The organism is Idiomarina zobellii, from assembly GCF_900100855.1.
Classification (GTDB): Bacteria; Pseudomonadota; Gammaproteobacteria; order Enterobacterales; family Alteromonadaceae; genus Idiomarina; species Idiomarina zobellii.
Genome location: NZ_FNCB01000014.1, coordinates 1 through 26,371 on the forward strand (window position 1 = coordinate 1; position 26,371 = coordinate 26,371).

Below are 26,371 nucleotides of genomic sequence, written 5' to 3' on the forward strand. Positions count from 1 at the left end.
CTGAGGGGGGATGAGTTTGACGGTTAAACCATGCTTAATAAACAAACGGCCCCAGTAGTTAGAGCCACTGCATGCCTCCATCACAATATCAGCATCTGGGAACTGTATAACGGTCTCGAGCAATTTGTTTCTTCGGACTTGGCGGTTGAACACTTCGGTTCCCCCTTGATTAGTTCCGCAAACTTGAAAAACAGATTTTGCCAAATCGATACTAATTGTTGTAACTTTCATGGGTGGACACCTCGTTTGAGATTATTGAACACATCACTTTAATAATGGCGCATTGCGACGCCGTGTAAAGCGAGGTGTCCATCCCATCATCCGTGGGGGGCTTGCGTGGCGCCATCCTTGGCGCCACACACTCTCTGATAACAGACACCCAACCCGTCGACGCTTTTTCCCCTCCTAAATATTGAAGGTTGCTTCGTTCAGCCACAAGTGCAGCAATATACTGGCTATGTAGCCTAGTGCAATAACGGGTGTCCATTTTAGGTGTGAGGCAAAGGTGTAGTAGCCGCGCGCCTGACCCATTAAGGCAACACCGGCGGCTGAGCCAATCGAGAGTAAGCTACCACCGGTACCTGCAGTGAGGGTAATTAACAGCCACTGGCCGTGCGACATATCGGGATCCATAGACAGTACCGCAAACATAACAGGGATGTTATCAATAAACGCAGATATCACACCCAAGATACTGTTGGCCCATGTGTGGCTCACGCCGCCGTACAATGACTCCGACAACAAGCTCAAATAACCCATGAAACCTAAACCGCCAACACACAGCACAATGCCGTAGAAGAACAGCAAGGTATCCCACTCGGCTCGAGAGACACGACTGAATACATCAAAAGGTACTACCCCACCTAGTTGCTCCAGGCGCTTTTGGTCGCCTTCTCGCTCGGCCATAGCACGTTTACGCGCTAGTGAGCCTGGTAAGGTCATACGCAGGAAGTAGCCGAAGAACTGTAAGTAGCCCAGACCCATCATCATGCCCAATACCGGTGGCAAATGCAGCCAAATATGGCAGGTAACAGCGGTTGCTACGGTCAATAAAAATAATGAAGTAATACGCAGTGCGCCACGCTTCAATTCCACTTCTGTATGCAGTGTGCTGGGTTTCTTGTTTTCAATAAAGAAACTCATCACAAGCGCAGGTATTAAATAGTTCGCCACTGACGGCAGGAATAATCGCAGAAACTCGGTAAAAGTAACCTGTCCGGCTTGCCAAACCATAAGCGTGGTAATGTCACCAAAGGGACTGAAAGCGCCACCCGCGTTGGCCGCAATGACAATACTGACACAGCATAAAGCGACGAATTTTTTGTCATCTTGCGCCACTTTCATAACCACGGCACACATCAATAATGCGGTTGTCAGGTTGTCGGCAACGGGCGAAATAAAGAAGGCTAAAATGCCCGTTATCCAAAACAACTTGCGGTAGCTGAAGCCTTTTTTCAAAAGCCAGGCACGCAAGGCGTCGAATAGGCGCCGCTCTTCCATCGCATTGATATAGGTCATCGCCACTAGCAAGAAGAGCATCAATTCAGCAAACTCTAACAAGTTATGTCGAAATGCTGACTCCGCTAAAGCCGCATGCTCTCCGGTATAGACAACGCCAATGAGAATCCAGATAAGACCGGCGGCGACCAGCACCGGCTTGGACTTTCTCATGTGAAGTTTTTCTTCGCCCATTACCAGAATGTATGCGAGAGCGAAAATAATCAGGGCGGCGTAGCCAACGGTGGAAGAGGTTAAATCGATACGGTCAGCAGAGGGCTCTGCTGCCAGTACTGATACCGAAAATAACAGGGAAATGACGGTAAGCAGTAATTTTGTCATGGCGCTTTTTTAGCGCAAGTTATGCCGGACTACATAACTTGCACCAACTCTCCTTGTCGGTTAATGGTTAAAAAGTGTTTGATCATTCCAGCCTGAATTTGAAATGCGAACGGAGAATACCACAAAACCACTTTTTTACAGCATTAAAAAAGTGGAAGTTAAATTCCCTCTTTGTAGGTAGATATGTCAAGTTACCTACTTTATGTCACTGGCTATTACGTGAGTTGGTAAACTTGCTCTGTCACCGGGTTATCTTCGGGCTTCTCGCCATTGACGATACCTTCGTCGGCCTCTAACTGCTCAATGCTAAAACGCTGACCAAAACCGGATTCCACTTCGCCTTCACTGACAGAAAACGGTGGTCCTTCCCGATAACCGGCAGGATACTGCAACGTTATCAATAGCCCCCGAGCGCGTTCAGGCAACTGCTCGCTTAACTGCTTCACATAGCGGGTACGCATTTCCGGCGGTAACGCCACCATGGCAGCGCGGTCATACCAAGCGTCAACGTCAGTCATGTCGGCTCCGGTTAGCTCAAAAAAGTCTCCCACCCAAATGACCAGTTCATCCAGTGCGTACTCCTTAAACTTACCCTTTTGCGTCACTGTCGGCGTTAACTCGTTGTCACTGAAAAACTGCTGTACCGCAATGTCACTCAGCTCTATACCGAACACCCGGTAACCGTTGTCTAATAACCACAGCATATCGTTTGATTTACCGCACAGCGGCACAAATACCGTCGCACCCGGCTTGGCGACTTTCTTAAAATAGCGCCGCAGCATCTCGTGAGCTTCCGGGCGGTGAAAGCCAATTTGCTGATTTTCCCATCGTTCATGCCAAAAGCTGGCTTCCATGGTGACTCCTTAAATCAAAAACGATTACTACCAATAAAAAAGCACCCACGAAGGGTGCCTTTAAATACATTAAAAATCCAGTAGTACTGAGCCCTACTGTAACAGCGGCGACCCGGTACTGACAAAATCAAAACCTTTAATGTCCGCTTCTTATTCTAAGGCTCAACGCTCAAAATCAGCTACTGCTAACCCTCAGCTAAGATAAGCGAACCAAATTTACCAATTATTGTTTCAAGACCCACTGTTGCTATATCATTGAACTGTTAGTAACAGAACGCTGGTTATTTATGCTGAGCAATGCGTCAATTATCAATGTCTTTCGAATATCTCTTGCGATTATTGTGGTTGCCGCCAGCGCATCCTCTTTATCTGCTTTCTGTCTGCTAGAAAGTTCAGCGAAAGATACCAAGCTTATTAATACTACTACCGCCATACGCACTAACACCCATAAGTTCACCACCGAGTTTATAAGTAACCAAAAAGAACAAGCTCAGGCGACCGCAGAAAAGATTCAACGGCTTTGGGGGAGTCCCGCTCTGAGATCTCTTACATTAGAGGCCGATGCAGAGATTAAGAATTACGCAGCTCGTATAAATCGGGAATGGCAAAGCATTGTTGAGGAAGTTCAAAACAGAGGTTTTACTCAACTATCTAGTAGCGACCTACAACGAATTGACTCATACGTCGACGACCTAAACGAGCTTATAAAGGTTCTGCAGGCTCAGACAGAACAAAGAATACTCACTGTGCGCATTGCTTTAGTGCTGGCGTCGCTTGTTATTGCCCTGGTGGTCTTTTTTCTATTAACCGTACTGAAGCGCAAAATTGATGAGCCGCTCACGCACTTAATGTCTGTTTCTAAGCAGTTAGGTCGCGGTGACTTTACCGCCAAATCTAAGCTTAATAATAACGATGAAATTGGTCAGCTGGCACAAACGCTGAATGAAATGTCAGACACCGCCAGCTACTTTTACGGCGGTCTGGAACGCCGTGTCAAACAGCAGACCGAAGAACTTTCTCGTAAAAACAAAGTATTGTCGTTCTTGTATGACACCGCCCGCTCTATCATCGAATACGGTTACGATTACAGCAATTATCAGGAAGTTGTTGAAAGGCTTTACGAAGTGGGCGAAGTTGAAGACATTGAGCTGTGTCTGCTGACCGAAGAAGGGAACCGCCCATTCCTGCAATTGCAGCCACGCCCAAATTCTCATGAACCCTGTGAAGCCGGCGACTGCGCCACTTGTATAAAAGCCGGCCCGGGTGCGTCGGTTATTGAAGACAAAATGGTGTATCGCTTTGTGTTAAAACGCGAAGACCAAAACTACGGTGTGCTCATTGTACGCTGCGACCCAACAGAACCACTGGCCACCTGGCAACAACAGCTGATGAGCTCAACCGCCGACCAACTGGCCTTGTCGCAAAGTCTTAAGTCTGAAGAAGAGCAAGTGCGCCGTCTGGCACTGATGCACGAGCGTACCGTTATTGCGCGTGAGCTCCATGACTCTCTGGCGCAGGCACTGTCGTACTTAAAAATTCAGGTTACGCGACTGCACAAAGCCGTCGACAAAGATGACCGTGACACCATTGACGACGTGAGCAACGAACTGCGCGAAGGCCTGAACGCCGCCTACCGCCAGTTGCGCGAACTGCTGACTACCTTCCGCCTGAAAGTCGACGGCTCTGGCCTATACAACGCGCTGCAAACCACGGTGAAACAATTCTCCGAACAAAGCGACATGGCCATTAACTTAGATTATCGCCTGAACAATATTCCATTAGCGCCGCACGAAGAAATTCACCTGCTACAGATTATTCGTGAAGCCAGTCAAAATGCGATAAACCACAGCGAAGGAAGTGAAGTCAGCATTACCCTGTCGCAACCAAGCGGACAAGACGTTGAGCTAAGCATTCGCGACAACGGCATTGGCCTGCCTGAAAACGCCGAGAAAATTAACCACTACGGCCTGGCGATTATGCAAGAGCGCAGCCGCAACCTGGGCGGCGACATTCGTCTGAATCGACTGGAAGAAGGTGGCACCGAAGTGTTCTTTACCTTTACCCCGGATTATTTGTTGCAGTAAAGGGCTGCTTTAAAATCACCAACCAAGTGACGGAACCACTGTACTTTACAAAAGTCCAAATGAGTTCCAGCTTTCTCTCGCAAGGTAATTAAAAAGGAATTTATCGTGCTAAAAAGGAACCGTTACATTGTTGTCGCTTTATTATGCATTCTCATCCCTCTACTAGAAACTTTAGGAGAAGGCACTCTTTGGGGGTTACATTACGAATCGCCCAGAGCAATGGATACACTCGGCGATATCGTTCGCTTAGTTAAATTATTGAGCGTCGTTGCTGGCCTTTATTTGCTGGTTAAAAATCGCTCTATAATTGCTGAGGCTTTCCATTCAAAAGTATTAAAAATCACATTCTTCAGTGTTTTTTATTTACTGTCATGGGTTCAAATTCCTACGCTCCTATTGGGGAATTTATTCTTTGGAATAATGGCTCCGAAGGATTACATCCACTATGAACAGAGCGCGGGTCAAGATTCATTTTACGTATACACCGCTGACCCCGGTGCTATGGGGACGGCTTATCACCACGTGTATTTAAAATGCCCACTCCCCTTTAACCGATACGAATTAATCAAGGTAGGAAAAACACGTTGGCTTAAAGTTTTTGATATAAAGCGAGGCGACAACAGCGTAGCTTTGATCTCGAAAGGTACCACTGATGGGTCTCATAAGGTTTATCGCTTATCAATGGAGAATGTAAGTTGCGGGGAATAATGTCAGATAAGGTTTTCCAATGACAAACAGTATTGAGATTTACCAAGCTAATGACGGCAAACTCGGGCGAGGTTCAGCGTGTGCAAAACTTGTACGCACTGCTGAGCGGTGAAACCATCTGGCTAACGCAAGATCGAATGGCGGTAGTTTTTGGGTTAGCGTTCCCGCTATACCCAAGCATTTAAAGAATATTTTTGAGAGTGGCGAACTAAAGCCAGAAGTGGTTATTTCCATTTTGGAAACAACCACTGAACCCCTTACCAGTAAAAGGCAAGTTACAAGCGTTGAGCGACTTTGCTCTTTCAAACAGCGAGTGGACTCGCTTTGTTGAGACTTATGTCGATAAACCAAGCGATGGCATTAGCGACGGTAGAGCATTTTATTTTGCTAAAACCTCTCAAGCACTAAAAAATGACACGGTTCCAAATTAAACACCTTGCTTTATTTTCGAATATTGCGAATAATAAAGATAATTAAAAAGAGGGTACTGCCATGAAAGACTATCAACATAACTTGCCAACAGAATCAGATTCGGCGCTTGCCAAGCTATGCGGACAAGAATTGGCAGCTGTCTTGGAAACAAAAGGTTCAGTTCAGTCGCTGACCATCAATTCGTCCAGCGGCGAAGCTAAGCAAATCGAAATTCCGGTATCGGCATTACGGTTAATGGTCGATGTGTTAACTGAGTTAGGTGAAGGGAATGCCGTCAAGCTAATGCCTATTCACATGGAGCTGACAACCCAAGAAGCTGCTGACTTACTCAATATATCTCGACCCACCTTGATAAAGCTTCTCGATGAGCAAGCAATTCCGTATCATCGAGTCGGTAATCGACGAAAGGTTAAATTCACTGATATTCGTGCGTATCAGGATAAGCTGCGAGAAGAGCGCCTTAAAAGCCTTGATGAGCTGTCTCAACTTGATCAAGAGTTGAGGCTGGGTTACGAATGAGTTCAAATTACACCGTAATATTTGATGCAAATGAAGAGGCTTTCGTAACCCCAAAATGCGTCCTAGACTGATGGTACAAGTCATTAGTTTAAAACGCATTTATGGGACAAGTTTCAGGCATCCGTTTTGCGCTGACAGGCGCCACACTTATTGCCATAAGCTTTGGGCTGGCTCGTTTCGCCTTTGGTTTGTTTGTCCCGCAAATACGTGCTGACCTAGAAATTAGCGCTAACACAATTGGTGTTATCGCCGCACTCCCCCTTATCAGTTTCGTTTTTATCAGTTTAGTGGCTCCGTTAGTCACCAAGTATTTTGGTGCGCGTAACACGACAGTGCTATCTGCTTTGTTTGGTGTTTTCGGTCTGGCTTTAGTGAGTCAGTTAAGCTCGACAATGGTGGCGTTTATTAAAGTTGTCCTTATTTGCCTTCGCCATGGGCTTTATAGCCTCAGCTTATTGGACGTTTGGGCCGGACTTAGTCACCAATTTGGGCTCTCTGTCGTCTCAGCAAAGTGGTTGGCTATGGTTAGCCCTAGGTATAGCCGGTTTGGGTGGTGCTATTGTCAGTGACTTAGCCGACAGAAATAACCCGGCGATAACCCACGCACTAATGCTAATGATGCTAACAACCAGTTTAACTCTATTAGCCGCCAGCCCAAGCCAGATCTATCTTGCTGTGTTTTCAGCATTGATTTTCGGCTTGGCTTACATGAGCCTAACCGGGTTGTACTTAATGACAGGCATTCGTTTATTACCCGGACGCCTTTCAATGGGACCAGTGTTGCCCTTTGTGGCCTGTGCTCTCGGTCAGGCAGCTGGGTCCCCCATTATTGGCTTATTAGTTGGTGAATTTGGCTACGCCGAAAGCTTTTCTATTTTTGCCGCAGTGGGCGTTTTTATTGCCCTTATATCGCCTTTCTACCCCGGCCATAATGAACATGAGGGTGAAGTTCCTGAAGAAGAGGCAGGTCTCCAGGCAGCGTACGATAATCAGCTGCAAGATGAAGAAGGCGAACCTTTAGAAAGTGCGAGTACCGAACAGTGATAGTGCCAGCTGTCTTACCATAGTAAAAGAAAGTCTTGTACTATTTGGGAGCTTTCAGATAAGTCTTCCAATGCTCTCGCTTATACTCAGGGGACATCTCGAAAAATAAGTTCAAAAGACTAATATACCCTGCTCCAAAGATGACCAAAATAGACAATTAGAATTGTTTGCAGTGAATTTTCACGCGACCTATGCCAAACTAGCAACAGTTTGTTATTTAGGGAGAAAATAATGACAACCGAAGCCGCGAGTATCATGCTGGTGGACGACCACCCACTGTTACGGAAGGGCCTTAAACAGCTGATTGCGATGGAAGACGACATGAAAGTTGTCGCTGAGGCAAGCAGTGGCCTCGATGCATTGAAGCTCGCCGAAGAATATGACCCTGACTTGATTGTTCTCGATTTAAACATGCAAGGTATGGATGGTATTCAAACGCTCAAAAGGCTACGTGACAAAGGCGTTAGTTCTCGTATTATTATACTGACGGTTAGCGATGCGGACGATGATGTAGTAGCGGCTATAACAAATGGCGCCGACGGCTACCTGTTAAAAGATATGGAGCCAGAGCTCTTACTTGAACAAATACACCGAGCGGTAACGGGGAAGATGGTACTAAGCGAGGCCATTACTGAAATTTTAGCCACCGCTTTACGACAGCCAAAATCAGTAAACTCGCCGCTAAGCTCGTTGACTAATCGCGAATACGAAATTTTAAGCCTGATTGCTCAAGGCATGAGCAACAAGATGATAGCTCGGGAGTTGGATATTTCAGACGGTACAGTAAAGGTACACGTTAAGCACTTACTGAAAAAACTCGGGCTGCGCTCTCGTGTCGAAGCAGCAGTTTGGATGGTTAACCAACAAGACCAATAAGAAAAAGTAATACCCTGATTCCCCCAGCCATAGATTTTGATTCATATCAAATTGAGCACCTGGGAAATTTGCTAATCTTTGCCGCCACTTTGGTCATACAGGTGTTTTATGTCTGCGTCAGCCGCTAATTTCCGTCCCGAACTGCTTTGCCCTGCGGGTAGCCCTGAAGCTATGCGTATGGCCTTTGCCTATGGTGCGGATGCCGTTTATGCCGGCGAGCCACGCTACAGCCTGCGTGTGCGAAACAACTCTTTCACGCTGGACAATTTAGGCGACTGCATTGAAGAAGCCCACGAACGGGGTAAGCGTTTCTATGTGGTCGTAAACATTGCTCCGCACAATACAAAATTAACGCGCTTTGTCGAACACATGCGCACTATTGTCGACATGCAGCCCGATGCGTTAATTGTATCGGACCCCGGTGTGGTGATGTTGCTGCAGGAGCACTTCCCCGAGCAGCCGCTGCACTTGTCCGTTCAGGCCAACACCATTAACTGGGCGGCGCTGAAGTTCTGGCAGAAACAAGGCATTGAGCGGGTCATTCTGTCACGCGAACTGGGTTTGAAAGAAATTGCCGAAATGCGCCAACAGGTGCCCGATATTGAAGTCGAGGTGTTCGTACACGGCGCCCTTTGCATGGCGTATTCCGGCCGCTGTCTGCTGTCGGGTTACATGAACAAACGCGACCCGAACCAAGGCGCCTGCACCAATGCATGCCGTTGGGGCTATGAAGTGCACGAAGCCAAAGAAAATGCCGTTGGTCAGTACGACCCAGTGCTACTTGGCGACCCTAAAAAACCGCAAGACTTAATGCTGCTCGATGAAGACCAGCACGGCTCTTACATCATGAATTCAAAAGACTTGCGCGCCGTTGAGTACGTTAACGATCTGGTGAAAATGGGCGTTCATTCGCTGAAAATTGAAGGCCGTACTAAGTCCGACTATTACATTGCCCGGACCGCTCAGGTGTATCGTCAGGCCATTGATGATGCGGTTGCCGGTAAGCCTTTTAACCCGGCGTTGCTCAACGACTTAGAAGGTATGGCAAACCGCGGTTTCACGGCGGGCTTTTTGCAGCGCCATACACCGCAGGACTTACAAAATTACGAACGCTCACACAGCGAAGGTCAACACTTACTGGTTGGCCAGCTTTGTGATGCGCACGGCGACGGGCGCTACCAGGTGGCGGTAAAAAATGGTTTTGCCATTGGCGATGAGCTTCTGCTAATGACACCGAAAGGGAATCATCGCTTTCAACTGACGGATATGACCTCGATACGAGACGAAGCCATAATTCGCGCGCCCGGCTCTGGCTACACAGTGGTGCTAAACACACCTGTCGCCATTGATGAAAAAGACATCCCCTACTGTTTCTTGGTCAAAGAAAACCTTGCGAGGAAGGCGGCATGATTAAGATAAACGACGGTTGCATTAACTGCGATATGTGCGAGCCCGAATGCCCAACAGAAGCGATAGCTATGGGCGACGACATTTACGAAATTAATCAGGATAAGTGTGTTGAGTGCGAGGGGTATTACGACACGCCTAACTGTTATGCGGTTTGCCCGGTAGAGGCAGTCGATATTTTATAAGCAAAGGGGTATGTCCCCCCTCTCTTTAGAGGTACATAAATCAATTGGAGGGTTTTGTATAGTGAGCCAGGTCAATAATACAGTCGATGAGATGACTATGCGTACTCCAATTCAATGTAATCAATGCAGCATGCAATCTATTTGTGTACCTGCGGGACTTATTCCAAGCGATGTCGAGATTCTCGACAAAAGCAGCCGTGAACCGCACTTATACAATAAGCGCAGCGTGGTGTTTAGCGAAGGCGAAGCACTGAACTCGGTTTTTGCGATAAAAAGCGGCTCAGTGAAGTGCTACACCATAGACAGCAATGGCAAGCAGCAAATTACCAGTTTCCACATGGTGGGCGACATTGTCGGGCTTGAGTCTCTTGCCAACGGCAACGCCAGCACTTATTGCGAAACACTGGAAACCTCCATGCTGTGCGAAATAAAGTTAAATAAACTATTCGCACAAGAGTTGCCTAAAGTGGAAGGTAACCTGATGCGTTTAATGAGCCGACGCCTGGGTAATAACAGCAAGCATTACTTAAACATTGTGAACACCAGCGCCGAGCAAAAAGTGGTGTCGTTTTTACTTTCAATAAGCACGCACATGCAGCAACATGGTCTGTCTCGCAGTGAATTCCGACTGCCCATGACACGTACCGACATTGCCAACTATCTGGGTTTGGCAGTTGAAACGGTCAGCCGTATATTTACTGCATTGAAAGAGCAAGAGCTCATTCAAACCAAACAGTCCATTTTAACAATTAATGATTTAAGCGCATTGGAGCGTCGCGTCGTTTAAGCGCTAAGCAGGAGGTTACATGTCATCCGCTGGGTTTAACTGGTCCGATCCACTCAACTGGCAAAACGCACTCACTGATGAAGAGAAAATGATTCAGGAAAGTGCGCATCAGTACGCGCAAGAAAAGCTAATGCCGCGTGTGCTGGAAGCCAACCGAAACGAAAATTTTGATCGCGACATAATGAGCGAGCTGGGTGAGATGGGTCTTTTGGGCTCGACGTTACCGGAAGAATACGGCGGCAGCGGTGTAAACCACGTTAGCTACGGCCTTATTGCCCGCGAAATTGAGCGCGTTGACAGCGGCTACCGCAGTGCCATGAGTGTGCAGTCTTCCCTAGTCATGCACCCTATTTATACCTTTGGTACTGAAGCACAACGTAAAAAGTATTTGCCGAAGCTAGCCAGCGGCGAATGGGTCGGCTGCTTTGGTCTGACCGAGCCTGACTCGGGCTCTGACCCTGCCAGTATGCGTACGGTCGCGAAGCGCACTGACAACGGTTATGTGCTGTCCGGCTCGAAAATGTGGATAACCAACTCGCCTATCGCAGACGTATTTGTGGTGTGGGCAAAGCTGGACGGAGACATTCGCGGTTTTGTGCTGGAAAAAGGCATGAAAGGTCTGAGCGCTCCTAAAATTGACGGAAAATTCTCATTACGTGCGTCTATCACCGGCGAAATTGTTATGGATGGTGTTGAAGTCTCTGAAGACCATATTTTCCCGGAAGTGAAAGGCTTGAAAGGTCCGTTTAGCTGTCTCAACAAAGCGCGTTACGGCATTGCCTGGGGTTCGCTGGGTGCCGCGGAGTTCTGCTGGCACGCTGCACGTCAATACACGTTAGAACGCAGTCAATTTGGCCGCCCACTGGCAGCAAACCAGTTAATACAGAAAAAACTGGCGGACATGCAAACGGAAATTAGCTTAGGTCTATTGGGCTGTCTGCAAGCCGGCCGTGAGCTCGATAACGGCACCTTAAACCCAACTGCCATTTCACTGATTAAGCGCAACAGCTGTGGTAAAGCACTGGATATTGCTCGCCAGTCTCGCGACATGCACGGCGGTAACGGTATTGCCGACGAGTATCATGTTATTCGTCATGTCATGAACTTAGAGGCTGTAAATACCTACGAAGGTACCCACGACATTCACGCATTAATTCTCGGTCGGGCTCAAACCGACATCCCTGCATTTTAACTAAAGTAAAAAACGCAGCCCCAGTGGTTATTCTGGGGCTGTAAATTTCTATAAAAGTTAGTGAATACCTTTGCCGTTTAAGTGGCTTTTGTACGCCATATCGCTTTTCATAATATGGTTCATTAGCCACGCTTTCACAAAGTCCAACAGCTCATCAATCACGTCTTCATGGTTATCGACGCGGTGTTTAAAGCGCATAACATCTTGCACCAGCTCTTTGTGCTTCACTTTGTGGTTTTCTAAGTCCGGGTAGCCGTTTCGCTCCATGAGCAGCTCTTCGTAATTAAAGTGCGTGGCCGTGTAGTTTATTAACGAGTCCACCAAGCGTTGCAGGGCGTGCTGGTCGCCGTCACGCAACTTCAGTCGATACAGCTCGTTAGCAATATAAATTAAGCGCTGATGCTGACGGTTAATCTCTTCAATACCTACATCGAGCTTTGACGACCATTCGATGAGCACATCCTGCTCTTGTAGGCGTTTTTCAATAACTGCATTTTCAATGTAGTACCGGTCACCCAGCGACTTAATTTCGCCGCCCAGGGTGGTTAATTGCGCGGAGCTTTCCAACGCCTCCTGAGAGCGCTCATCAATAACTTTCGCGCTTTCTGACAGCGAGTTAACGTTTTCCTGAATGTTCATGGTGACGGCGGACTGCTCTTCGGCCGCAGAAGCAATTTGCGTATTCAGGTCGTTAATCACCCCCACGTTTTCGACAATGTCGGTCAATGACATCGACGCTTTATTGGCGTGCTCAACGTTTTCTCCAGCCAGCGCTTTGTTCCGCTCCATGGTATGAACGGCGTTCTCGGTATTGGTTTCCAAACGCCCAATAACGCTCTGAATTTCACCCGTCGATGCCTGCACGCGCTGCGCCAGTTGGCGAACTTCATCGGCAACCACTGCAAAGCCTCTGCCCGATTCGCCGGCACGCGCCGCCTCAATAGCCGCGTTCAGTGCTAACAAGTTAGTCTGGTCGGCAATATCGTTAATAGTCAGAAGAATTTTCGAAATGGCCTGGCTGTCTTCCGATAAGGTTTTTATGACCTGTTGAGACTCAGACACTTCCTGCTCAAGCCGCTGAATAGCCTCGACCATAGTATTGACCACCTGCTGACCGTTTTGCGCAGAGGTCATGGTATTGTCGGCCTCGGTGGCAGCTCGTTGTGTCGACTCGGACACTTCGCTAATGGCGGCAGTCATTTGCTCTACCGCTGCCGCCGCGCTTTGCATTTGCGCCGCCTGTTCTTTCGCTCGCTCCGCTAGGGCTTTTATCGCCTGGTAGTTGCCGTCACCCAGGTGATCCATGCCGTCGCTGGACTTACGAATGGCATCAACCGAGTAGCTGGTTTCTATGGCAACGGAATTCAGATAGTCGGTAATTTTAGACAGCTCATCCTTACCCTCGGCAACGCCCAGGCTGTTCAAGTCACCGTTGGCCAATTGTTTGGCCATGTTGATGTTAGCCGCTATGGCCCGATAAATGCCTAAATACAAACTCGTGAATAGCAGCAGTTGCAGCAACAACACCAGCGCCAGCAGAATAATATTTTTCCAGATAACGCTGTCCAGTTTCGCCAGGCGTGCGTCAAGGCGTTGCTTATACACCGGAATAACGGCATCGTAAAAACCCAGCAAGGTGCCTATGGCTGCCGACCCTTCACGGAAAAAGTCGTCAGCCGACATGGTGCGCTGCGCTAAATGCTCGGCGGCAGAGTCACTGAACATTGATAACTGCTGCTCAGCAGCCTTAGCATGACTCATTAGGGTTTCGTTGTTGCTGTTGTCAGTGAGCGCCTCAACGGCCTGCACGAATTGTTCAACTTCACTTTCAAGTACGTAACTTAGGGTCATAACTTGCTGCTGAGAGGACAAGTTTGCGCTGTTAAGCCATTGGGCACCTAAACCACGTAGCTGGCCACTTAGCTCCACCAGCTGCGGCAATGATTCTGTGCTTAAGCGCGCCAACTGCAGGCTGACCAAGTCATCTTCCAGTAACAGTTTTGCATCGGTACTAAGTTGTTTTAACGCTTGGTGCAGCTGTGCAATAAGCTGCGAATGTGAGTCAAACTGGCCGGTAGATCCTTTCAACTGCTGCCAACTGCGTTTAAATGCACTGACACGGTTTTCAGAAAGGTTGTCATTACGGCTGGCTAAGTCCGCTAACGCCATTAGGTGTTGGTCAACTCGCTGAGCCGAACGCTGAATTTCCGTTGAAAATGAGCGTCGCTGATCTGCTGTTCCGGTCATGCCCCGATGCTTCGCAATATGCTCAAATAAGCCTTTAAACTCGGGCCAGTATGTTGCTACCTGCTGTTTCTGCTCCAGCGCGCCGCTCTTATTAAGGGAGTCGCTAACAGTCAGTGTACTTAACACGATAACCGGTAAAAATAACAGGAAACCAATAAGGCTGAACTTCCGGCGAAAGCTCAGCACATTAAACAACTTTTGAATCGGTCGCGTTAGCCTATCCAACCACTTCATAACCACTCCACTTCATGTGAATACATTGAGCGACAAACTCGCTATTGTGCCTAATCATCGGCATTAGTCACATGAAATATAGAGTTATAACTTAATAGGTAACGGTTAGTTGATCTCGGTCAAAAAAGTACATCAGTTTAATAAATGACCGTACTTTCTAAGACCATTTCGGTCATGTCGTTAAAAGCAGTTTGACGTTCCAGCGCCGACAAACCTAGCCCGGTTTGCAGCTCATCAGACACGGTCATTACGGCCAACGCCTGACGTTTGTGAACCGCAGCAGCGGCATATAAGGCTGCCGCTTCCATATCTAAAGCCAAGGCTCCCATTGCTTCAGCTTTTTGGTTTAGCTTTTTATCCGGATGATAAAAACTGTCGGTAGAGAACACATTACCCACGGCAATGCGCTGATGGTTTGCTTCGCATTGGTTAACAAAGCGACTCAGCAAGCTGTAATCAGCAATAGGTGCAAAGTCGTAGTCACCAAAGGTATGGCGATTCATCGCAGAGTCAGTACAAGCGCCTTGAGCCACGACAATATCGCCAAGCGTTAAATGTGGTGCTACCGAGCCACAGCTGCCCACCCGAATCAGCTGCTGAACGCCATAATGCTGAAACAATTCCTGTGCGTACAACATACAGGACGGCATACCCATGCCCGACCCCATCACCGACACAGGCACGCCGCGATAGCTGCCGGTAAACGCCAGCATGTTGCGTGTATCACTAATGAGTACCGCATCACTCAAGTGTGTGTCGGCAATGTGCTTAGCGCGTAACGGATCACCCGGAAAAAGACAAAGTTCGGCAAAAGCGCCTGGTTGTGCAGCAATATGAGGTGTTGTCATAGAAATCACTCTGATAGTTTTTTAACCAAAATAGATGACAAAATGAAAAAGATCGACTATATTTTGTATTTATCTAAATTAGCAAATACGGAAATAATATGATCGATGTCATTATGAAATTGGCGACAGGGTACCGCAGAAGCGTGTTTTGGTTATTGACGCTGATCACGCTTGGCGTTGCTGCTTTTATCCCCTCTATTACCATTGATACCGATCCTGAGAACATGCTACCGGACAACAATCCGCAGCGGTTTTTTCATAACGAGGTAAAAGAAACCTTCGCTATGCATGACATGATTGTCGTTGGCGTAGTGAATGAGAACAGTGTTTATAATCAACAGACATTAACCGACCTGCATACCGTGTCGAGTTACGCCGAGTCTTTGGACGGGGTGGTTAGTGACGACCTGATGTCGCTGGCTAACGTTGACAATATTACTCAGGAAGGCCCCGGCACCATTCGCTTTGAATGGATGATGAAGCAACCTCCGGAAAATAACGCTGAAGCTCGCTACATTCAGCAGCAAGTTGAAGACCTGCCACTGCTTTATAACACCATTGTCTCCGGCGATAACAAAGCCGCCGCTATTTATGTGCCTATTGAAAGTAAAGACGAGAGCTATGCGCTGGCGGAGCAACTGCGTGACAAAATCAGTACCTTAGAGAGCGGCGACGACTGGCATATTACCGGCTTGCCGGTAGCTGAAGACCAGTTCGGCTTTGAAATGTTTGTGCAAATGGGCATTTCTGCACCGCTAGCGGCCGCTGTTATTTTCGCATTGCTTTGGGTCTTTTTCCGTAATGTGCGTTTCATAAGTGCCGCCATGATAGTCGCGATGTCGACCGTACTCATCACCATGGGTGCGCTCATTGCGTTTGGCTTCACCGTGCACATTATGTCGTCGATGATAGCCATTTTCCTAATGCCGATTGCGGTGGTCGACTCGGTACATATTATGTCTGAGTTCTCTGACCGATACCGTGAAAAAGGAAACGCGAAAGACACGATAAAAGATGTGTTGGGGCACTTATTTACCCCCATGCTGTTTACTTCAGTCACCTCGGCCATTGGTTTTTACTCATTAATGTTAACGCCGATTCCGCCAGTACAAATATTCGGCGCTTTCGTTGGTTCCGGTATCCTTTTGGCGTTCTTAATTACGGTATTTTTTGTGCCTGCCTACCTGTGCGCGTTGAAACCGTCAACCCTGGAAGGCTTTGCGCAGGCGACTCATGAAGAACATAAAGACGGCTGGCTACAAAAGCTCGGCGCTGTTGCAGCTCGTCATGCGAAGCTGTGGATAGCCTTTTTCCTGGCCGTTTTGGCTTTTGCCTGGTTCGGTATTCAGCAAATAAACATTAACGACAACCCGGTGCGTTGGTTTAAACCTGACCACGAGGTTCGTATTGCTGACGAAGTATTAAACGACCACTTTGCCGGGACGTACAACGCGTATGTAGTATTTGAAAATACCCTAGATACGACCGAAAAAGCGCGCTCAGCGGTTCGTGACGCCCTGAATAACGACGCGCTGTCTGAAGAATCGCGGGATGCTTTAAGCGCTCTGCTTGAGCAAGAGCAAGTGAACTTTAACCAGTGGATTATCGCTATTGATGACTTGCTCTTCAGCGTCGGCTCTGACCAATTAGAGCCGTTAGAGCGCTTAATGACTGAGCTCGAGCAACTGAATACCGCCAGCAAGGCGTTCCAAAGCCCCGAGTTACTGGCTTACATGAGCGAGATGCAAGCTTACCTGCAAACGACAGGCTTGGTGGGCAAGTCAAACAGTCTGTCCGACGTGGTTAAGACGGTGAACCGCGAGTTACGCTCGGGCGAAGAGAAAGACTACGAGCTGCCGGACAATGCCAACGGTGTTGCGCAAACCCTGTTGCAATACCAGTCATCGCACCGTCCGCAGGACCTCTGGCACTTTGTTACACCGGACTACAAACGCAGCTTAATGTGGCTGCAGCTGACCAGTGGTGACAACCAGCACGTAACTAAAGTCGTCAACGCTGTCGATAGCTACATTCAGGACAACCCACTGCCCGCCAACATTGAAATAGACTGGGCCGGTAAAGCTTACCTGAACGTGGTATGGCAGGAAGCCATGGTCGAGGGCATGCTGGACAGCTTAATCAGCGCCTTTGTGGTGGTGTTTATTATGATGGTACTGCTGTTCCGCTCGGTGGTCTTCGGTGTGTTGGCTATGCTACCACTAAGTCTAACCATTGCCTTTATTTATGGCCTTATTGGCTGGGTCGGTAAAGACTACGACATGCCTATTGCGGTGTTGTCGTCGCTGACACTTGGGCTGTCGGTGGACTTTGCCATTCACTTCATTGAACGCACCCGCGCTACCTTCAAGCAAACCGGTAACTGGCAAGACACGCTGGCGGTTATGTTTGACGAGCCCGCGCGTGCCATTTCCCACAATGCCATTGTCATTGCCATTGGTTTTACGCCACTGCTGTTCGCACCGTTAGTGCCCTACATTACAGTGGGTGTATTCCTGGCCAGCATTATGGCGATATCCGCCATAGTGACACTTATTATGCTCCCGGCGGTAATGACTGCCTTTAGCCGCCTGATATTCCGTGGAGGTCAATCATGAAAGCTTTATTTTTAACCGCGTTATCCACCGCCGTTTTATTTGTTAGTAGCCAGGCTATTAGCGCTGAAAAAAGCGCTCGTGACATTGTCGAACAAGCCGAGTTAAACGCCTATTACTCGGGCGATGACGGTCGCAGTGCCGCGCGCATGATCATTACCGATAATCAGGGCCGCCAACAAATGCGCCAATTCACCATTTTGCGTAAAGACCAGCAGGACGGCGGCGTACAAGACATGATGATATTTTTCTCACGCCCTGCCGACGTGCGCGACACGGTGTTCCGTGTGGTCAAACAAGTCAACGACGACGATGACCGTTGGTTGTATTTACCTGATCTCGATTTGGTGAAACGCATATCTGCCGGCGATAAGCGCACCTCTTTTGTGGGGTCACACTTTTTTTATGAAGACGTTTCCGGCCGCAATACAGCGCTGGATAACTACGAGCTTATTTCTGAAAATGAAGACAGTTACGTACTAAAAGGTACGCCGAAACACCCTGACAACGTCGAGTTCAGCTACTACGAAGTCGTTATTGATAAAGAGCACATGCTGCCGATAGAAAGCACTTTCTATAACGACAGCGGCGAGGCCTACCGAAAAATGGAAGTCCTGAAAGTGGAAACGGTACAGGGCTACCCAACCGTAACTCATTCACGCATGTCTGACTTAACTAATGGCGGACAAACTGAAATGCAGTTTCGCTTTATGAAGTACAACATCGGTTTGCCTGACAGCATTTTCAGCGAGCGTAGCCTGCGTAACCCGCCGGCAGAATGGCTGCAACTGAGAGATTAGTCATGACATATCGTGCTTTTTCCCTCTTTACCGTTCTTTTCACTTTGGCTCAGGCCGCGTCAGCGCAAGACTCCTGGGGCGATGAGCAATGGGACAGTGACTGGGGAACGGAACAAGACCAGAGTATTAATGTCTATGGTTTCGTTGAGGCGGCAATAGGCGGACGGTTTGAATCCTCCCCCTATCACAAGCGTTTGTCTATTGCCGAACCTCGACTTCAGCTCGGTTTTGACGAGCGCTGGCAGGACATTACCTGGACAGCAAAAGCCGACGGCTGGTACGACGGTTTCGATGAAACCTGGCATGGCCAAATTCGCGAGCTGAATGCCCAGTTCACGGTTTTCGATAATACCGATATAAAAGTTGGCCGTCAGGTACTCACCTGGGGCACCGGCGACTACCTATTTCTGAACGACCTGTTCCCGAAAGACTGGCAGTCCTTCTTTGTCGGGCGTGACCAGGAGTACTTAAAAGCACCTTCTGATGCATTGCGAATTACCAGCTATTTCGACTGGTTTAATATCGACTTTGTCTGGTCACCGGAGTTTGATCACGATAACTACATTCGCGGTGAGCGCCTCTCCTATTTTAACCCACTCACCGGGCAATTAACCGGTGATGACCCATCTATTCAGTTTATAGAGCCTACGCGCGACGAGTACGCAGTGCGCCTGTTCCGTAATTACGATGGTGTGGAATACGCTGTTTATGGTTACGACGGCTTCACCAAAAGCCCCGAAGCCGTTACTGAAAACTTTCAGCCTACCTTTGGCCGTTTAACTGTGGTTGGGGCGTCAGTGCGAATGACCTTTGGCCCAGGCCTGGTTAACACCGAGGTGGCCAATTACAACCGTCACAACGCAGCAGACCACTGGCGTGCACTGGTTGGCTATGAGCAAGAGCTGTGGACACGATTTACCGGCGGCTTTCAAGCCTACATTGAGAAAGGCGACACCCAAACACGTACAGTACTCACCACCCGCTTAACCTGGCGCGACGAGCGTGATGACCTGAATCTATCACTGTTTGCTTTTGTGTCGCCGAATCAAAACGACGGCTACTTGCGCCCCACATTTGACTACCGCATTGACGACAACTGGTCATTCAGCGGTGGTTTTAACCTGTTCTTCCGCGAGACTCCGAATACCTTTTTCGGTCAGTTTACAGAGAATAACAATGCGTATCTGCGTATGAGATACGCCTTTTAATGCGAGAAACTGAAGGAGTTTTACGATGAGCGTAGAAAGAGCTTTAACCGCATTTGCCGGCTTTATGGTATTGTTATCCGTGGCCTTAACCTACTGGGTTCACCCGAATTGGATGTGGCTAACTGTGTTTGTTGGTGCTAACTTATTCCAACAGTCCTTTACCGGGTTTTGTCCAGCCAGCATGTTTATGAAAAAAGCATTCGGACTTAAAACTGAACGCGAGTTAGAAAAAGCAGGAAAATAAAGACACCATGAGTGCAACTGAATCACAAGAGATGCTTCAGGAAGAAGCGCAGAACGCGGCAAGCTTTCTGCGCTCGCTGGGCAACCCCCATCGTTTACAAATCTTATGCCGCCTGGCATTAGGAGAACAAAGTGTTGGTGAATTACACCAACATTTTGATTTAAGTGCGTCTGCTTTTTCACAGCACTTAGCGGTACTTCGGGAACAAGAATTGGTGACCATTCGCAAAGAATCTCAAACGGTTTTCTATTCAATTAAAGATCCGGATACCGAAGCCTTCATGAAGTTGCTGAAAACCAAATTCTGTCCGTCTCTTTAGTGATATTCCTTTGGGGATGCTACCTTTTGTCGCATCCCGCTTTGCCTTAAATTTCATGATAATAGCGACATTATCTTGCTAGAGATTGTGGTTAACTGACCGCTTTAGAAGTTGTAGCGCACACCTGCCATAGCAACATAAGGGTCGATATCAACGTCAACGCTTTGAATGGTGTTGCCATTCACACGCACGTCACCGGTGGTATCAATATCCATTTTGCTGACCATAAAATGCAGACCCCAGTCGTTATTAATGGCCACGTTCACGCCCGCCTGTAATGCGTAACCCCAGCTGTTTTTAAGCGCTAAGTCAACCGAGTCGCTGTCGGTAACAACACCCAGGATACCCAATGTTGAACGCAATTGCGGATCGACCTGCTCATCAAAAAAAGCGGTGTAGTTCACGCCAATACCGACAAACGGCTTAAACGTATCGCTGTTTAAATCGAAGTGATACTGCGCTAGTAGTGTTGGGGTAAATGCTTGGTTTTCCCCACTTTCAAACCAGCCAATGCGCCTGTGGCGGTAATATCATGACTGAACGGTGTTGCCGCAACCAGTTCCACTGTCCAGTTGTTGTTAACCGCGTAGTCTAGAGTCAGACCAAGTTGCGTATTGGTATTAACGCCAACGCCCGTGCTGTTAGACGGCAACCCTGCTTCGCCTTCAACGACATTCAGGCTTGAGCTGCTGTCATCAGGCATGACCGAGATGGCACCAACATTGAGGGAAAAATCATTTGCTAAAGCAGGGGTGCTTAGCAAGCTCAACAATACACCATAAGACAACGCTTTAAGCTTCATGGGTAACTCCTTGTTATTGAATACCCATAAAGCTTATAAGGTTTAATGATAGCGCGTATTGATCTCTATCAATCTACTGTTCGGCGTTGTGATAAATGTTTTGAACGTCATCTAAGTCGTTTAGCATGTCCATTAAACGCTCAAACATAGGCTGGTCTTCTTCCGAAATTGGCGTAGTGACATGCGGCAGAAATTGAATTTCATCTGCGTCGAAATCGATATTTTCAAATGCCGAAGTGAGGGCCTGACGGGCTGCTGCATATTCAGTATTCGGAGCAAACACGGTGACCTGGCCGTCCTCAAACTCAACGTCAGTGACATCAACATCGGCTTCCATTAACGCTTCTAACACGTCGTCTTCACTGTCGTGTTTAAAGGCGAAAATCGCACAATGTTCGAACGAGTGCATGACGCTGCCCTGCTCGCCAATTTTTGATTTGCTCTTAGTGAAGGCATTACGAACGTCGCCGAATGTACGGTTCGGATTGTCGGTTAAACACTCGACAATCACCATGCAGTTGCTTGGCCCGTAACCTTCATAACGAGCGGGAGAAAAATCTTCACCAGCGCCACCTTGTGCTTTGTCTATGGCTTTCTCGATAACGTGAGCCGGCACCTGGTCTTTCTTAGCACGGTCAATAAGCGAGCGAAGAGACAAGTTTGCGTCAGGGTCTGCCCCGCCTTGCTTTGCACACACATAAATTTCACGACCATAGCGGCTATAGACTTTACTCTTCGCATTGGCAGTTTTGGCTATCGACTCTTTACGGTTTTGGTAGGCGCGACCCATCGTCTTACTCTCTTTTAAAAAACAGAAGTCGGTAATTTTACACAGCCGATGCAATATAGCCAATATATCTACCATAGAACGTTTTGATTCTTCAGTGCCGCTCCACCTGGGCGTAGAATCCAGATCAAATTTTAAAGCAATTCGCTTTATTGAGGAGTGTTATGTCGTCTTCAGTTCCGGTTTTGTCACTTGCTGACTATCAAAGCACTGATAATGAAACCAGACTGTCGTTTATACGACAGCTGGGTGCTGCCGCAAGGGATGTGGGCTTTTTCTATTTGGAAGGTCACGACTTAAGTCAAGCTGAGCAAGACGACATTATTTCACTGTCGAAGTCATTTTTTGCTTTGAATGCAAAAGAAAAAAGACAGGTGAAAATGGCAAATTCACCGCATTTTCGTGGCTACAATCAAACGCATACCGAGCTTACAGCTGGTGCTTTAGACTTTCGTGAGCAGTTCGACATCATGGATGAACTGCCAGCAGTACATTCCCAGCTCGTCACTCAGGAGTGGCAAAAGCTCATTGGACCTAACCAGTGGCCTGACGCAATGCCTCGCATGCGCTCAACATTACTCACATGGCAGGATCGTTTAACCAAGGTTGGACTGACATTATTGTCCGCTCTTTGTGAGGCTCTGGAGCAACCAGCCGATGCCTTGCAACCCACCGTGCAAAACGGCCCTTATCGACATACCAAGTTAATTAAGTACCCCGGCAGTGAATCCGGCGGTAATCAAGGTGTGGGCGCACATAAAGATCCCGGCTATCTAACCTTTGTTCTGCAAGGCGAACACAGCGGTTTAGAAGTGGAAATTGACAATGAATGGCACTCGGTAAGCCCGCGTAAAGGGGCCTTGGTGGTAAATATTGGAGAGCTGCTTGAGTTAGCATCAGACGGCTATTTAAAAGCAACGAACCACAGAGTTGTCAGCCCCCCCACCGGAGTTACCCGTTATTCGTCGGCTTTTTTCATGGCCGCGCAACTTGATGCCGATATTCCAGTGTTGGCACTGCCAGAGCACTTAAAGCGTTTGGCGCACGGACCCAGTAGCGATCCAGCCAACCCACTGCTACGAAAGGTGGGCGAGAATGTCCTTAAGGGGCGTAAGCGATCGCACCCAGATGTCACAGAAAATTTTTACAACGATACCCCTCAACAGTTATCGGCATAAATTTGTATTCTGGGCTCACTGGTTGAGGTTGCTTCTGAGTATGTTAAGTAGCAATTATCGATATGGGCGTTGCTTGCCGCAATACGAATAACACTACCTAAACCGACTTCGGATACTGTCCAGTCGGTTAAGTTAATCACATTACTAAGCACATTTCTTTTTGCTGCCGGATAACCATAAAAAAGCAGCGTTCCGCCGTCCGGGCAACTGGTATTGACGTCATCAAACTTACCACCCAAACAGGTCGCACTTTGCTGCTCTATTCCCTGAATAGCGGCTTTACTGTAGGTAATGTCTAACGCTGATTTAAGTGACGCTTCCAAGCCATAAAGTCGGCTTTTCTCAGCATCACTGGAGAAGTTAATAAATTGAGGAGCGGCTGCAGCCGATAGCACACCAAGCACAACAATGACGATAATAAGCTCGACTAGTGTAAATCCTTTACTGCGTCGCATAACCAAGCACCAAAAATAAAATAGGGACCGTAATGGCCCCTATTATAATACTAGTTAGATTGTTAGTTCAATGTTAACTAAAAACTAACTGTGACCGAGTCACAGGCCTCTGTGCCTGCTTCACACAGTTGGTAAACAACATCGCTACCATCTGAATCAAAGCGATCACGAACGCGACCCGTATTTGACAGTGTCTCAACAAACTCACCGTTGCGATACAAGTCGACGTCACCTGCAGCGCCTGACCAGCGAAGGTCGACTAAAGCAGTGCCACTACGCAATAAGCGAGAACGATAAACATCCAACTCGATGTCCGTCAGACTAACGGTTACCGACTGCGTGACTGTGTCTGACAATTCAGTAGCGTCAGTCACTGTTAGCGTCACATCGTAAGTACCTTCTTGAGAGTATGCATAAACAGGGTTTGCTTCGGTTGAAGTGCTGCCATCACCAAACTCCCAGAAGTAGCTTTCGATGTCGCCATCATTATCGCTTGAGGTGTTGGTAAAGTTGACAGTCAGGTCCTCAACACTCGTCTCAAAACCTGCTACTGGCGCATCTGGTAAACCATCGTCTTCTTCAACGGCGGTCAGAGTTAATGACCAGTTGTTAAGAGTACCCGTATCAGCACCCGCATTATCCGACACATTCAGAGTCCAATCACCAGTCATGTCTTCGCCATTAAAGGTATCGACAGTCCAAGTGGCAACCAGATCATCTTCACTACTACCAGCGCGGTCGTGCAAGGTTTGGGTCGTACCTTCAGGTGAAGTCAATGTAACAATCAAATCACCTCGCCATGTATGAGTGATATCAACGCTCACTTCAGCACCGAAAACGATACCGGTTTCAGGCACATTGATAACACGGCTGATACCGTTGCTGTCATCATCCGGGATATCTGCATTTGGTACATCTTCATAGTAAAAGTCAGAAAGACCTTGCGGAAGCACGTATACAGTAGCACTTACGTCGCGAGTCATTTCGCCCGTTTCTACATCGGTACCGCTAACGGTAATAACGTACTCACCCCACGCAGTTTCTTCCGTTGTCGTCACTTGTACGTCAACAGTTTCGCCGTTTTGCGCTTGGTTCGAAGACAGAGAAACGTCTAGCTGAGGTTCAGCAGAAACACTTAAGTCAACCGCACCAGACCAGTCAGCAATGCTGCCAACATCTAGCGTTAGCGTTGTGCTGTCACCGGCAACAATTTCTTGATTCGAAGGCGCAAGTGTTAACCGGTAGGCTGGATCTGGGTCCGCTGCAATTAGCGCATTTAACGCATTTAAGCGGTTGCCCGACACGGTTTTACCGGCCAATGCAGGAATGCTCTCACCAGAGTCCATCAAAATTTGCTTAACTTCAGACACGCTCAAGTGTGGGGCAATAGACCACACCAAGCCAGCCACACCGGCTACGTGCGGGCTCGCCATAGACGTGCCTGATGCAGTCGCGTAACCACCATCCAAGTATGTTGACAGAATTTCAGTACCTGGTGCACCTAAGTCCACGGAAACAGCCCCATAGGTTGACGAAGCAGCCATTGAGTCAGTTCGTGTGGTGTTCGCTACGTTAACAATACCGTCCAGGTCATAACCGCCTGGATAGCTTGCCGTAACATCAGAGTCAATTCCGTCGTTACCTGCCGCAGACACAAACATAATGCCTTGGTCGATGCTGTCAGCAATAGCGGTTTTAAGTGACTCAGAGTATGCACCGCCACCCCATGAGTTATTCGTCGCAACTAAGTTAACACCGTGGTTCACTTTCAGGTTGGTCATGTAATCGATACATTCAATAGCCGCGGAGGTGCTACCTGATCCAGAAGCGTCTAAGAATTGACAACCAACAATTTCAACGTCCCAGTTAACACCGGCTACGCCTTCACCATTGTTTGAACTTGCGCCAATAGTACCTGCAACGTGCGTACCATGGCCATTTTCATCCATTGGGTCACCATTACCATTAACCGCAGAGTAACCATAACAGTCATCGACTACACCGTTACCGTCATCATCTTGACCATTGTCACAAACTTCGCCCGGGTTAACCCACATATTACCGGCTAAGTCTGGGTGCGTATAATCAACACCTGAATCGATAACACCAATAACTACGTTTGAGTCGCCTGTCGTGATATCCCATGCTGGACGCGCATCAATATCAACACCTGGCGTACCGCCACTTTGACCCGTATTTTCTAACGCCCACATATCACTAAAACCTGGGTCATCAGGAGTTGCTAAGATATTGAAGTTAGAGCTTTTCGTGTCATTAATTGAAATGATGTAGTTTGGTTCAGCAACATCTACTAACGGGTGGTTCGATAAGCGTTTAATAAGAGCATCACGCTGTTTTGCGTTACGAACATTGACCTTCGCAATTCGGCCATCTGCGATATTACGCATCGCAATATCACGACCACGATTATCCAAGGCTCGTAACGTACCACCTGCGCGGCTTATTAAATCTTGACGCTGCTCCTTTGTCGCTGAGTGCTTAAATACCACCAGCAATGAATCATCGTCCGCCTGTTTACCATTCGCCGCAGCAGCACCTGTTGCGAGCGCCATGGATACGCCGACGACTAATTTTTTCAAATTCGTCATTCTTCCTTCCTCATTATTATTGTAGGAATTTCATTCAAATGTGCGTACTACTCATCTCGTCACTAAAAAAATAAGTAGCATATTTTCCACAGCAATTTACG

General features: G+C 47.9%; 22 protein-coding genes and 3 pseudogenes. 16 read left to right on the forward strand and 9 right to left on the reverse strand.

All coding sequences use genetic code 11. From position 1 onward, the window contains the following. The 3 genes and pseudogenes from BLT32_RS12975 to tmpT all read right to left on the reverse strand — a co-directional run. A pseudogene (locus BLT32_RS12975) lies at positions 1 to 231 on the reverse strand (IS110 family transposase); the annotation flags it as partial. Between the two features lie 174 nt (positions 232 to 405). Then, a complete protein-coding gene (gene nhaD / locus BLT32_RS10575) occupies positions 406 to 1,839 on the reverse strand; it encodes a sodium:proton antiporter NhaD (protein WP_053954296.1) in 1,434 nt (477 codons plus the stop codon). Positions 1,840 to 2,054: 215 nt separating this feature from the next. Next, the gene (tmpT, locus tag BLT32_RS10580) at positions 2,055 to 2,693 is read right to left on the reverse strand and encodes a thiopurine S-methyltransferase (RefSeq protein WP_053954295.1); all 639 of its coding nucleotides are present in this window, start codon (positions 2,691 to 2,693) and stop codon (positions 2,055 to 2,057) included. A 287-nt stretch (positions 2,694 to 2,980) separates the two neighbouring features. Between tmpT and BLT32_RS10585 the strand changes: the two genes are divergently transcribed. From BLT32_RS10585 to BLT32_RS10625, 10 genes and pseudogenes are all read left to right on the forward strand, one after another. Continuing rightward, positions 2,981 to 4,777 carry an ATP-binding protein gene (locus BLT32_RS10585; protein ID WP_053954294.1) on the forward strand — a complete coding sequence of 599 codons (1,797 nt, stop codon included), beginning with the start codon at positions 2,981 to 2,983 and terminating at the stop codon, positions 4,775 to 4,777. 105 nt (positions 4,778 to 4,882) lie between these two features. Beyond that, positions 4,883 to 5,485 (forward strand): hypothetical protein, encoded by a 603-nt coding sequence (locus BLT32_RS10590; protein ID WP_053954293.1) that lies wholly within the window; start codon positions 4,883 to 4,885, stop codon positions 5,483 to 5,485. A 50-nt stretch (positions 5,486 to 5,535) separates the two neighbouring features. Further along, positions 5,536 to 5,670 carry a virulence RhuM family protein gene (locus BLT32_RS13125; RefSeq protein WP_268762570.1) on the forward strand — a complete coding sequence of 45 codons (135 nt, stop codon included), beginning with the start codon at positions 5,536 to 5,538 and terminating at the stop codon, positions 5,668 to 5,670. 307 nt (positions 5,671 to 5,977) lie between these two features. Beyond that, on the forward strand, positions 5,978 to 6,436 hold the full coding sequence (locus tag BLT32_RS10595; RefSeq protein ID WP_053954292.1) for a helix-turn-helix domain-containing protein: 459 nt from the start codon (positions 5,978 to 5,980) through the stop codon (positions 6,434 to 6,436). A gap of 411 nt (positions 6,437 to 6,847) precedes the next feature. Next, positions 6,848 to 7,480: an MFS transporter gene (locus BLT32_RS10600; RefSeq protein ID WP_235444006.1), complete on the forward strand. Its 633-nt coding sequence runs from the start codon at positions 6,848 to 6,850 to the stop codon at positions 7,478 to 7,480. A 231-nt stretch (positions 7,481 to 7,711) separates the two neighbouring features. Beyond that, complete coding sequence (narL, locus tag BLT32_RS10605; RefSeq protein ID WP_053954291.1) at positions 7,712 to 8,356, forward strand: two-component system response regulator NarL; 645 nt, start codon at positions 7,712 to 7,714, stop codon at positions 8,354 to 8,356. 108 nt (positions 8,357 to 8,464) lie between these two features. Continuing rightward, positions 8,465 to 9,766 carry a peptidase U32 family protein gene (locus BLT32_RS10610; RefSeq protein WP_053954290.1) on the forward strand — a complete coding sequence of 434 codons (1,302 nt, stop codon included), beginning with the start codon at positions 8,465 to 8,467 and terminating at the stop codon, positions 9,764 to 9,766. Then, positions 9,763 to 9,939: pseudogene (locus BLT32_RS10615) on the forward strand (4Fe-4S dicluster domain-containing protein); the annotation flags it as partial. The gene BLT32_RS10610 and the pseudogene BLT32_RS10615, both read left to right, overlap by 4 nt. 106 nt (positions 9,940 to 10,045) lie before the next feature. Continuing rightward, positions 10,046 to 10,735 carry a helix-turn-helix domain-containing protein gene (locus BLT32_RS10620; RefSeq protein ID WP_053954288.1) on the forward strand — a complete coding sequence of 230 codons (690 nt, stop codon included), beginning with the start codon at positions 10,046 to 10,048 and terminating at the stop codon, positions 10,733 to 10,735. Between the two features lie 19 nt (positions 10,736 to 10,754). Continuing rightward, positions 10,755 to 11,927, forward strand: coding sequence for an acyl-CoA dehydrogenase (locus tag BLT32_RS10625; protein ID WP_053954287.1), 1,173 nt, complete (start codon positions 10,755 to 10,757; stop codon positions 11,925 to 11,927). A gap of 57 nt (positions 11,928 to 11,984) precedes the next feature. Here the strand turns inward: BLT32_RS10625 and BLT32_RS10630 are convergent, their stop codons facing one another. Further along, entirely contained in the window at positions 11,985 to 14,408 is a 2,424-nt protein-coding gene (locus tag BLT32_RS10630; RefSeq protein WP_082343252.1) for a bacteriohemerythrin, read from the reverse strand. A gap of 137 nt (positions 14,409 to 14,545) precedes the next feature. Beyond that, a complete protein-coding gene (deoD, locus tag BLT32_RS10635) occupies positions 14,546 to 15,256 on the reverse strand; it encodes a purine-nucleoside phosphorylase (protein WP_053954285.1) in 711 nt (236 codons plus the stop codon). A gap of 98 nt (positions 15,257 to 15,354) precedes the next feature. Between deoD and BLT32_RS10640 the strand changes: the two genes are divergently transcribed. The 5 genes from BLT32_RS10640 to BLT32_RS10660 are packed head-to-tail and all read left to right on the forward strand — an operon-like array spanning position 15,355 to position 20,439. Next, complete coding sequence (locus BLT32_RS10640) at positions 15,355 to 17,871, forward strand: efflux RND transporter permease subunit (protein WP_053954284.1); 2,517 nt, start codon at positions 15,355 to 15,357, stop codon at positions 17,869 to 17,871. Then, positions 17,868 to 18,668, forward strand: a complete 801-nt coding sequence (locus BLT32_RS10645) for an outer membrane lipoprotein-sorting protein (protein WP_053954283.1) — start codon at positions 17,868 to 17,870, stop codon at positions 18,666 to 18,668. Before BLT32_RS10640 ends, BLT32_RS10645 begins: the two co-directional genes overlap by 4 nt. Before the next feature lie 2 nt (positions 18,669 to 18,670). Then, positions 18,671 to 19,876: a hypothetical protein gene (locus BLT32_RS10650; protein ID WP_053954282.1), complete on the forward strand. Its 1,206-nt coding sequence runs from the start codon at positions 18,671 to 18,673 to the stop codon at positions 19,874 to 19,876. Positions 19,877 to 19,901: 25 nt separating this feature from the next. Beyond that, positions 19,902 to 20,120 (forward strand): YgaP family membrane protein, encoded by a 219-nt coding sequence (locus tag BLT32_RS10655; RefSeq protein ID WP_053954281.1) that lies wholly within the window; start codon positions 19,902 to 19,904, stop codon positions 20,118 to 20,120. A gap of 7 nt (positions 20,121 to 20,127) precedes the next feature. After that, complete coding sequence (locus tag BLT32_RS10660; RefSeq protein ID WP_053954280.1) at positions 20,128 to 20,439, forward strand: ArsR/SmtB family transcription factor; 312 nt, start codon at positions 20,128 to 20,130, stop codon at positions 20,437 to 20,439. A gap of 104 nt (positions 20,440 to 20,543) precedes the next feature. On the opposite strand, the pseudogene BLT32_RS10665 reads toward BLT32_RS10660, so the two are convergent. Then, positions 20,544 to 21,241: pseudogene (locus tag BLT32_RS10665) on the reverse strand (OmpW/AlkL family protein). Between the two features lie 73 nt (positions 21,242 to 21,314). Next, positions 21,315 to 22,031, reverse strand: coding sequence for a YebC/PmpR family DNA-binding transcriptional regulator (locus tag BLT32_RS10670; RefSeq protein WP_053954279.1), 717 nt, complete (start codon positions 22,029 to 22,031; stop codon positions 21,315 to 21,317). A gap of 161 nt (positions 22,032 to 22,192) precedes the next feature. Between BLT32_RS10670 and BLT32_RS10675 the strand changes: the two genes are divergently transcribed. After that, positions 22,193 to 23,206 (forward strand): isopenicillin N synthase family dioxygenase, encoded by a 1,014-nt coding sequence (locus BLT32_RS10675; RefSeq protein WP_053954278.1) that lies wholly within the window; start codon positions 22,193 to 22,195, stop codon positions 23,204 to 23,206. Here BLT32_RS10675 and BLT32_RS10680 read toward each other — a convergent pair. Next, positions 23,188 to 23,661: a type II secretion system protein gene (locus BLT32_RS10680; RefSeq protein WP_053954277.1), complete on the reverse strand. Its 474-nt coding sequence runs from the start codon at positions 23,659 to 23,661 to the stop codon at positions 23,188 to 23,190. The genes BLT32_RS10675 and BLT32_RS10680 overlap by 19 nt on opposite strands. Before the next feature lie 77 nt (positions 23,662 to 23,738). Continuing rightward, entirely contained in the window at positions 23,739 to 26,270 is a 2,532-nt protein-coding gene (locus BLT32_RS10685; protein WP_053954276.1) for a S8 family serine peptidase, read from the reverse strand. Between the last annotated feature and the right edge of the window lie 101 nt (positions 26,271 to 26,371).

Coding starts and splice junctions, on each gene's coding strand:
- nhaD (WP_053954296.1), bottom strand. CDS start 1,839: ATGACAAAATTACTGCTTACCGTCATTTCCCTGTTATTTTCGGTATCA.
- tmpT (WP_053954295.1), bottom strand. CDS start 2,693: ATGGAAGCCAGCTTTTGGCATGAACGATGGGAAAATCAGCAAATTGGC.
- BLT32_RS10585 (WP_053954294.1), top strand. CDS start 2,981: ATGCTGAGCAATGCGTCAATTATCAATGTCTTTCGAATATCTCTTGCG.
- BLT32_RS13125 (WP_268762570.1), top strand. CDS start 5,536: ATGACGGCAAACTCGGGCGAGGTTCAGCGTGTGCAAAACTTGTACGCA.
- BLT32_RS10595 (WP_053954292.1), top strand. CDS start 5,978: ATGAAAGACTATCAACATAACTTGCCAACAGAATCAGATTCGGCGCTT.
- narL (WP_053954291.1), top strand. CDS start 7,712: ATGACAACCGAAGCCGCGAGTATCATGCTGGTGGACGACCACCCACTG.
- BLT32_RS10610 (WP_053954290.1), top strand. CDS start 8,465: ATGTCTGCGTCAGCCGCTAATTTCCGTCCCGAACTGCTTTGCCCTGCG.
- BLT32_RS10620 (WP_053954288.1), top strand. CDS start 10,046: ATGCGTACTCCAATTCAATGTAATCAATGCAGCATGCAATCTATTTGT.
- BLT32_RS10625 (WP_053954287.1), top strand. CDS start 10,755: ATGTCATCCGCTGGGTTTAACTGGTCCGATCCACTCAACTGGCAAAAC.
- BLT32_RS10630 (WP_082343252.1), bottom strand. CDS start 14,408: ATGAAGTGGTTGGATAGGCTAACGCGACCGATTCAAAAGTTGTTTAAT.
- deoD (WP_053954285.1), bottom strand. CDS start 15,256: ATGACAACACCTCATATTGCTGCACAACCAGGCGCTTTTGCCGAACTT.
- BLT32_RS10640 (WP_053954284.1), top strand. CDS start 15,355: ATGATCGATGTCATTATGAAATTGGCGACAGGGTACCGCAGAAGCGTG.
- BLT32_RS10645 (WP_053954283.1), top strand. CDS start 17,868: ATGAAAGCTTTATTTTTAACCGCGTTATCCACCGCCGTTTTATTTGTT.
- BLT32_RS10650 (WP_053954282.1), top strand. CDS start 18,671: ATGACATATCGTGCTTTTTCCCTCTTTACCGTTCTTTTCACTTTGGCT.
- BLT32_RS10655 (WP_053954281.1), top strand. CDS start 19,902: ATGAGCGTAGAAAGAGCTTTAACCGCATTTGCCGGCTTTATGGTATTG.
- BLT32_RS10660 (WP_053954280.1), top strand. CDS start 20,128: ATGAGTGCAACTGAATCACAAGAGATGCTTCAGGAAGAAGCGCAGAAC.
- BLT32_RS10670 (WP_053954279.1), bottom strand. CDS start 22,031: ATGGGTCGCGCCTACCAAAACCGTAAAGAGTCGATAGCCAAAACTGCC.
- BLT32_RS10675 (WP_053954278.1), top strand. CDS start 22,193: ATGTCGTCTTCAGTTCCGGTTTTGTCACTTGCTGACTATCAAAGCACT.
- BLT32_RS10680 (WP_053954277.1), bottom strand. CDS start 23,661: ATGCGACGCAGTAAAGGATTTACACTAGTCGAGCTTATTATCGTCATT.
- BLT32_RS10685 (WP_053954276.1), bottom strand. CDS start 26,270: ATGACGAATTTGAAAAAATTAGTCGTCGGCGTATCCATGGCGCTCGCA.